5 protein-coding genes are annotated in these 7,188 nt (G+C 33.6%); all 5 read right to left on the minus strand.

Going from position 1 to position 7,188, the window contains the following annotated elements; translation table 11 throughout:
• Window positions 1-457: 457 nt before the first annotated feature.
• The 5 genes from recG to gldA all read right to left on the minus strand — a co-directional run bounded on the left by recG (window position 458) and on the right by gldA (window position 7,010).
• Window positions 458-2,551, minus strand: coding sequence for an ATP-dependent DNA helicase RecG (gene recG / locus QM536_06575; GenBank protein MDI9356669.1), 2,094 nt, complete (start codon window positions 2,549-2,551; stop codon window positions 458-460).
• 259 nt (window positions 2,552-2,810) lie between these two features.
• Window positions 2,811-3,731, minus strand: coding sequence for a DUF4340 domain-containing protein (locus QM536_06580; GenBank protein ID MDI9356670.1), 921 nt, complete (start codon window positions 3,729-3,731; stop codon window positions 2,811-2,813).
• Between the two features lie 30 nt (window positions 3,732-3,761).
• Complete coding sequence (locus tag QM536_06585) at window positions 3,762-5,285, minus strand: Gldg family protein (protein MDI9356671.1); 1,524 nt, start codon at window positions 5,283-5,285, stop codon at window positions 3,762-3,764.
• A 42-nt stretch (window positions 5,286-5,327) separates the two neighbouring features.
• On the minus strand, window positions 5,328-6,053 hold the full coding sequence (locus QM536_06590) for an ABC transporter permease subunit (GenBank protein ID MDI9356672.1): 726 nt from the start codon (window positions 6,051-6,053) through the stop codon (window positions 5,328-5,330).
• A 30-nt stretch (window positions 6,054-6,083) separates the two neighbouring features.
• On the minus strand, window positions 6,084-7,010 hold the full coding sequence (gldA, locus tag QM536_06595; protein MDI9356673.1) for a gliding motility-associated ABC transporter ATP-binding subunit GldA: 927 nt from the start codon (window positions 7,008-7,010) through the stop codon (window positions 6,084-6,086).
• Window positions 7,011-7,188 lie beyond the last annotated feature (178 nt).

Raw genomic sequence — 7,188 nt, forward strand, 5'->3', positions numbered from 1 at the left:
GAAAGAGAACAACAAGCAATAGAAGAAACACAAAAAGAAAAAACACAACAAATCATAAATGCTCTCAAAAGAGGAAAACTATCTATAGAAGAAATAGCCGAGGACTTCTCCATAACACCAGAATCCGTACTACACATTCAAAATACATTATCAAAAGAGTAAATAAAAACAAAGAATATTATCCCAATAAGCGCATACAGTGAACCTTTCAAAAAAAAATATATATCAAATAAAACATGAAGTTTTGTGAGAGATGAAGAGAAACTATAGAGATAGACATAGCATTTTGATAGCCGTATAAGCTAACAACCCTTAATTCTACGAGAAAAACCATTCGAATGATGGGAAAGAATGTTCCAATAGTATAAAAAAAACGTTAAAATCCTTGGACTTATTTATTAAAAAACATAAAAAAAGCGTTTTCAAAGTTTTAAACCTTTGAAGCAATTAAAAAATATTAGCTAATTTTACTCCAATTATTGCTTTGTGTGTCCAATGCAAGGATATGTTTTTTGATAACTTCGTTCTTTTGCAGGAGGAATTCGGGGTCTTCGTGGATTATTTGTTCAGCACATTCTCTGCATTTTTGTAAAAGAGGAGCATCTTCGTTCAAGTCTGCAATCATAAGGTCTAATATTCCGCTTTGTTTTGTTCCCATAATGTCTCCTGGTCCCCTTAGTTTGAGGTCTACTCTTGCTATTTCGAATCCATCGTTGGTTCTTACCATTGTTTCTAAGCGTTCTCTTCCTTCTTTTGTTACTTTTGTTCCTGCCATCAGGATGCAAAATGATTGATGTTCTGCTCTTCCGACTCTTCCTCTCAATTGATGTAATTGAGATAGTCCAAATCTTTCTGCATTTTCTATAACCATAATAGTGGCGTTGGGTATGTCGATTCCTACTTCTATAACGGTGGTAGCCACCATTATTTGTGTTTCATTTTTTAAGAATCGCATCATTTCCAGTTCTTTTGCTTCGGATGTCATTTTTCCGTGTAGTATTCCAATAAAGTATTCGGGAAAAGCACGGGTAATACTTTCGTATCCGTCCATAAGATATTTGAGGTCTACTTTTTCTGATTCTTCTATGAGTGGATAAACGATAAATGCCTGTCTTCCTTGTTTTATTTGTTCTTTGATAAACCCAAAAACACGTAGTCGATTGGCATCAGATTGGTAATGAGTTTTGATATTTTTTCTGCCTGCGGGCAGTTCATCTATGGTAGATATATCTAAATCTCCATATACAGTCATCGCAAGTGTTCTCGGGATGGGGGTTGCTGTCATTACTAATACGTGTGGAGCAAGTTCGTGACTTTTTTTCCAGAGTTTTGCTCTTTGTTCTACTCCAAATCGGTGTTGCTCATCTATAATAATCATACCGAGTTTTTGAAATACCACGCTCTCTTCTATCAATGCGTGCGTTCCTACAATAATCTGGAGTTCTCCTGTGGCGAGGGTTTTTAGAATTTCTTTTTTTTCTTTTTTTTTTGTGGAGCTGGTAAGTTTTGCGATTTTGATTCCCAAAAGTTCGCTGAATTTACCAATTTCTCTAAAATGTTGTTCTGTCAGAATTTCTGTAGGTGCCATTATAGCTGTCTGATATCCATTATCTAAAGCTATTAAAATAATAATAAAGGCAACTATTGTTTTACCGCTTCCTACATCTCCTTGCAGGAGGCGATTCATTTGTTTTCCTGATTTCAAGTCAGCAAAAATTTCTTTAATCACTCTTTTTTGTGCATTGGTGAGTTCGAAGGGAATATGCTCTTTATAAAATTTTGTTAAGAGTTCTGTTTTACCAAATAGGAATCCCTTTGATTTTTGTTTTCTATTATTTTTTAAAGCGATGAGTTTTAGTTGTAAATAGAAGAGTTCTTCAAATTTGAGTCGTTTTTTAGCAGCAAGAAGGGAGTCATCACTTTCGGGAAAGTGGATATTTTTGAGAGCAGTAGATTTGGGGATAAGTTTTTGTTCTGTGAGGATGTAAGCGGGTAAATTTTCTTGTATATGGGGTATTACTAAAGGGAGGAGGGTTTGTTGTATTTTTGCAATTCCTTTGCTGTCCAAAGACCATTTTTTCATTACTTCGGTAGAATGGTACACGGGGTGCATAAATCCGCCTTTGGAATTTCTTTCGGTAAGAATTTCTATCTCGGGATGTAAGATATTGATGGAATTATTAAAAGCATTTGGTTTTCCATAGACAACATATTTGGCACCTTTTTGGAGAGTTTTCAGGAGCCAATTGACCCCTTGAAACCATATCAATTCTAATTGTCCTGTTTCGTCTTTTAGTTTTGCTATGAGTCGCATTCTATGGTTATCTCCTGCTAATTCTATGTGAGCTATAGTTCCAATAACTTGTACAGATTCATATTCTTCATCTATTTCATTTATTTTATAGAAATGAGTTCTATCTTCATACCGAAAAGGATAGTATTGAATCATATCAGCGAAGACAAAAAGCGAAACTTCTTTTTTGAGAATAGCTGCTTTAGCGGGTCCTACTCCTTTTATTCTTTCTATATCTGTTTGAAAAAAAGAAGCCATTGTTTATTGTTCGTTTTCATACCTGTTTAGATAATTTTTATTATTATTATATTTTTTTTTTTGATTATTTAGCCCTGTCAGGGATGTATATATCAATAGATGGATTTAACCATATTAATGTATATTGCACAAAATTACAAAAAGAAAAACACAAAGGTAGTTATAGCTCTTGAGTATTTGCTATGAAACTATAAAAACCTTTGTGTTTTTTGTGAAATTTGAAAGATGAAAAGCAATATACCAAATGAATTTGAGAGGGTTATGATTTTTTTGTAAAAAATGTTTTTCCTTTCAAGAGGTTATTTGTAAGAGCTTCATCTAAAAAGAATGCTTCGGGATTAGCAGTGGAGTTTATTATGTATTGTCCCGCAGGATTCTGATGTGCTTCTATGGTAATGGGGGCTTGTCCTCTTAGTTTTATCTGTATACGGAATGGGGCATCGGTTTGTTTTTGAAATTGATTTTCAAAATTCTTATTAGTATTATAAGCAATGCTCTGTAAGTAGGTTTCTATGGCTGTTGAATCTACGGTTTCTGTATCTATCCACCATTTTTGATTTTGTTTTTTCAGAACAAAGCTGGAGTCAGGGTATTGAAAGTTTATTTCTAATAGAGAATCTTTATTACAGTTCACTACTACTTGATTTCTATATTCCGATGGATCATCACTAATGGAAAAACTGAAGAAATTATTTACCGCATACACCTCTGTTTCATCGAAAACTCTGACATTGGTGTTATAGTTATTTTGTCCTTCCATATTAAATTTTCCTATGACAAGGTCTGCTGTTTTATCATTGTCTTCGAATATTTCTATTCTTTTTCCTACGGAATCTACTTGATATTCTGCCCATTTTATTTTATCTCGGGAGATTAGTCTGCTTGGTTCTATTGTTTTTAAGGTATTGAAAAGGTTGAGAATAGATCCTTTTTCTGCGGGTATTGTTTTTCCTGTGGAAAGTTCTATGAACCATTTGTTTTCTTTTTTTAAAAGGATTGTTTTTTTTCCTGTGGTAGTTACTTGGATTTTGGTAATTTCTGCTGTATCTATTGTTACTAATACAGCTCTTAGTCCTTTGCTTTTTGTTTTATCTCCAAATATATCTACCAAAATATAAATAATAATAAGTGTTGCTAATACTATGGTTAAGAATGTGAGTGTTTTATTATTTTTAAGCATCTTTATTGAGTGTTTATATGAAATAAAAGATTAATATTGCCCTGATGTCCATTTTTCTCGTTTCATTACGTTCCTTTGTTTACGAATAAATCCATAGATGAGCAAAAGTATTATAGGCGCTAGTACATTAGAGTATTTAATTATATTTTTTGTTGCTTCTTCTATTTTATCTAAGGGTCTGTTAGTAACACCTTTGGTTCTTAAATCTATAAGTCCTGTATCATCGGCTATCCAATCAATAGAGTTGCTGGTAAAATTTACATTATCAGGGTTTATTTGTTGTTGTTGATTCGGGTCGCCGCTCACTGCAAATATACCATTGGATGCTATTACTATTTTTGAGTTTGGATGAGTCAATATTTTTCCTGAAAGAGCAATAGCTACTGCTTGTTTTCCTGCTTTAAAGTCCTCTTCTGTCCATTGTTTTTGAATATCTACATAATTAGGAGTAGGTATCAGACCTGTATTTTCAGAGGTAAGTAAAAGATTGGTGCTTTTCAGGGCGCTATCGGATGTGAGTCGTGTGATATTGATAGCACTTGCAAAAGGAAGGACTATTGATTCTAATCCTTTGCTAATAGAATGGTTTGCAAAGTTTTTAATGATAGGAAAATAGGGGAATTGTACTTGGGAGTTGAATACGAAATTTCCTTGTCTTTGTTGTACTGTTATAGGAGCGCAGCTAGCATCTATTAAAAACTCTTTTCCTATTTGGATTCCTAATCCTGCGAGCCATGTTTCCATTCCTATTTCTTTTGCGGGGCTGAGTTCTCCTGTTTGGAGATTTCCTTTTATGTTCGCATAAGCAATAAAGATGCCTTTTCCTGTGTTGAGATAGTTATTTATTTTAGAAAAGTCGTCTGCAGAAATAGAATCTTCGGGGTTTATCCACACAAGGGCTTTATAATTATTATCTATTATGGGGGTAGTTGGCAAATTGATAGGTTCTACGGTGTAGAGAACGGATAGTTGGTTGGTAAGTTGTTGCAGATGTTCTATTGGGGATTCTTTATGTCCTTGTATAAATCCTACTTTTGCTTTTTGTTCTATGGATATTTTTTTTAGTGAGGTAGTAAGAGCGTATTCCATTGCGGATCCTGGTTGGATTACGGGTATAATCTCTGTTTTATTGCCTGATTGGATCACTGCCCCCATATATGCTCTGATTTGTTTTACTTGGTCTCTTTCTGTGACGTTCACAAAGAGGGGATTTATACCGCTTTGTTGTGCTTTTTTTTCTGTTTCTTCGTTTTCATTTGGATTAATAAATTCGTATACGATATTTCCATTTGATCTTTTTTCAAATTCTATGAGAAGGTCGTTGAAATCTTGTTTGGTAGCAGCTATTTGAGGCGGAAGGTCCTGCGAAAAGTATGCTTTTATAGTTACCACGTCTTTGAGTTCGGTTATAATGTTCTTTGTTGCTTTGCTCAAAGTATATCTTTGGTCTTCTGTGAAGTCCAATCTAAAATAAAGTTTTGTAGATATAAGGTTGAGAATAAAAAGAATACCTATAGCTACTCCTAATTGTGTGAATATGTTTTTTGTTTTCATTTATTTGTATGTTAAAAGTGAGATATATAATTAATGAAAGGTTTATGATTGCCAATTTCTTTTGGAGAGCATTACTTGGGATAGTAATAGTCCTAATGATATGATAGAAGCAAAATATATTATATCTCGAGAGTCTATTACTCCTCGCGAGAGAGATTCAAAATGCGTTCTTAAGCTCATGTAATTAAAAAAGGCTCCTATGCTTCCTGTGAAAATCTGTGCTATAAAGTCAAATATTAACTGGAAGAATACATTTATTATGAGTGCTATTAAAAATGCTATTATTTGATTGTTGGTAGTGCTACTGGAAAATATTCCTACGCTGATGTATGATGCGGAAAGCATTAATAGTCCCAAATAACCTCCTATAATTCCCCCATGGTCTGCGTTTCCTAATTGAGAAATAGTAAAATAGTAGGGGAGGGTGCATAAAAGAGCGATGCTTACTAATAAAAAACATGCGAGAAACTTTCCTAGTATGATGTCCCAATCGCTTATTGCTTTGGTAGAGAGGAGTTCTATTGTTCCTGTTTTATTTTCTTCGGCTAAAGTTCTCATGGTTATTGCGGGAATGAAGAAAAAAAGCGTCCAAAAAGAGATGCCAAAGAATATCTGTAAGCTTGCCTGCCCTTGAAAGAATATATTTGTTCCCAAAAGCCAGGTAAATATGCCCGACATTACTAAAAATATGATTATCATTATATATGCCATCAGAGAATCAAAATAAGAGTTTATCTCTCGGCGTGTTATTACCCAAATTTTTTGCATAATTGTTTTTATTTATTGTTAAGTTAATATTTATTTTTCGTTGGTTACCTCTCTAAATACGTCTTCTAACTTTGTTTCTTGCGCTGTCATTCCTAAAAGATTCCAATTTTTACTAATACATGCATCAAATATTGCTTTACGAGAAGAATTTTCTACGGATTTACTTTGTATTATATACGTATTTTGTTTATTAGGAACACGACTTACTGATTCTATGGTAGGTAGAGATCGCAGTGTTTCTTCTACTTCACTGCCTTCTATTTCTACTGTTAAAATTTCTTTTGCTTGTGCCTTACCTCTGAGTGATTCGGCTGTTCCATCGGCTACAATTCTCCCTTTATTGATGATAAGTATTCTATCACAAGTAGCTTCTACCTCTGATAAGATATGAGAGCTGAGGATAACTGTTTTTTCTTTTCCTAAGTCCTTTATGAGATTACGAATTTCTATAATTTGATTTGGATCTAGTCCCGTAGTGGGTTCATCAAGGACAAGAACTTCGGGATTATGTATCATTGCCTGTGCTAATCCCACTCTTTGTCTGTATCCTTTGGAAAGTTCCCCTATTTTTTTGTGTCTTTCTCTTTCTAATCCGCATACATCTATCATTTCGGATATACGTTGAGGAATGAGTGACTTTTGCACGCCTTGTATTTCTGCACAAAACCACAAGTAATCTATGATAGCCATATCTCCATAGAGTGGGTTGTTTTCAGGGAGATACCCAATTCTTTTTTTTATCTCTTGAGCATCTGTTTTTATACTATAATTATCTAATTTTACGTCTCCACTAGTTGCTCCCAAGTAGCAAGTAATTATTTTCATTGTGGTACTCTTGCCTGCACCATTTGGACCTAAAAAGCCAACGATTTCTCCTGTATTTACTTCAAAGGAAATATTATTGACTGCCTTTTGTTCCCCGTATTTTTTTGTAAGATTTTTTACTATTATTGACATAAGTTTATAATGAATGATGAGAAAATATGTTTATTATTTTAAAAAGCAATTTTTATACCAAAGAAATAAAAGTGTCATTTTGTCACTTTAGGGCTGACCAAAAAGTTTTCAGTGAAATTTTATTAAGGGGAGTTCTAAAAATTAAATATTTGAAAATCATATAAAATATATGTACTTT

The sequence above is a fragment of the Chitinophagaceae bacterium genome (assembly GCA_030053935.1).
Taxonomy (GTDB): domain Bacteria; phylum Bacteroidota; class Bacteroidia; order Cytophagales; family JASGCU01; genus JASGCU01.

Bases quoted from the DNA above. Each gene is read 5' to 3' on its own strand.
- QM536_06580 (MDI9356670.1), bottom strand. From the start codon at position 3,731: ATGCTTAAAAATAATAAAACACTCACATTCTTAACCATAGTATTAGCA.
- gldA (MDI9356673.1), bottom strand. From the start codon at position 7,010: ATGTCAATAATAGTAAAAAATCTTACAAAAAAATACGGGGAACAAAAG.
- recG (MDI9356669.1), bottom strand. From the start codon at position 2,551: ATGGCTTCTTTTTTTCAAACAGATATAGAAAGAATAAAAGGAGTAGGA.
- QM536_06590 (MDI9356672.1), bottom strand. From the start codon at position 6,053: ATGCAAAAAATTTGGGTAATAACACGCCGAGAGATAAACTCTTATTTT.
- QM536_06585 (MDI9356671.1), bottom strand. From the start codon at position 5,285: ATGAAAACAAAAAACATATTCACACAATTAGGAGTAGCTATAGGTATT.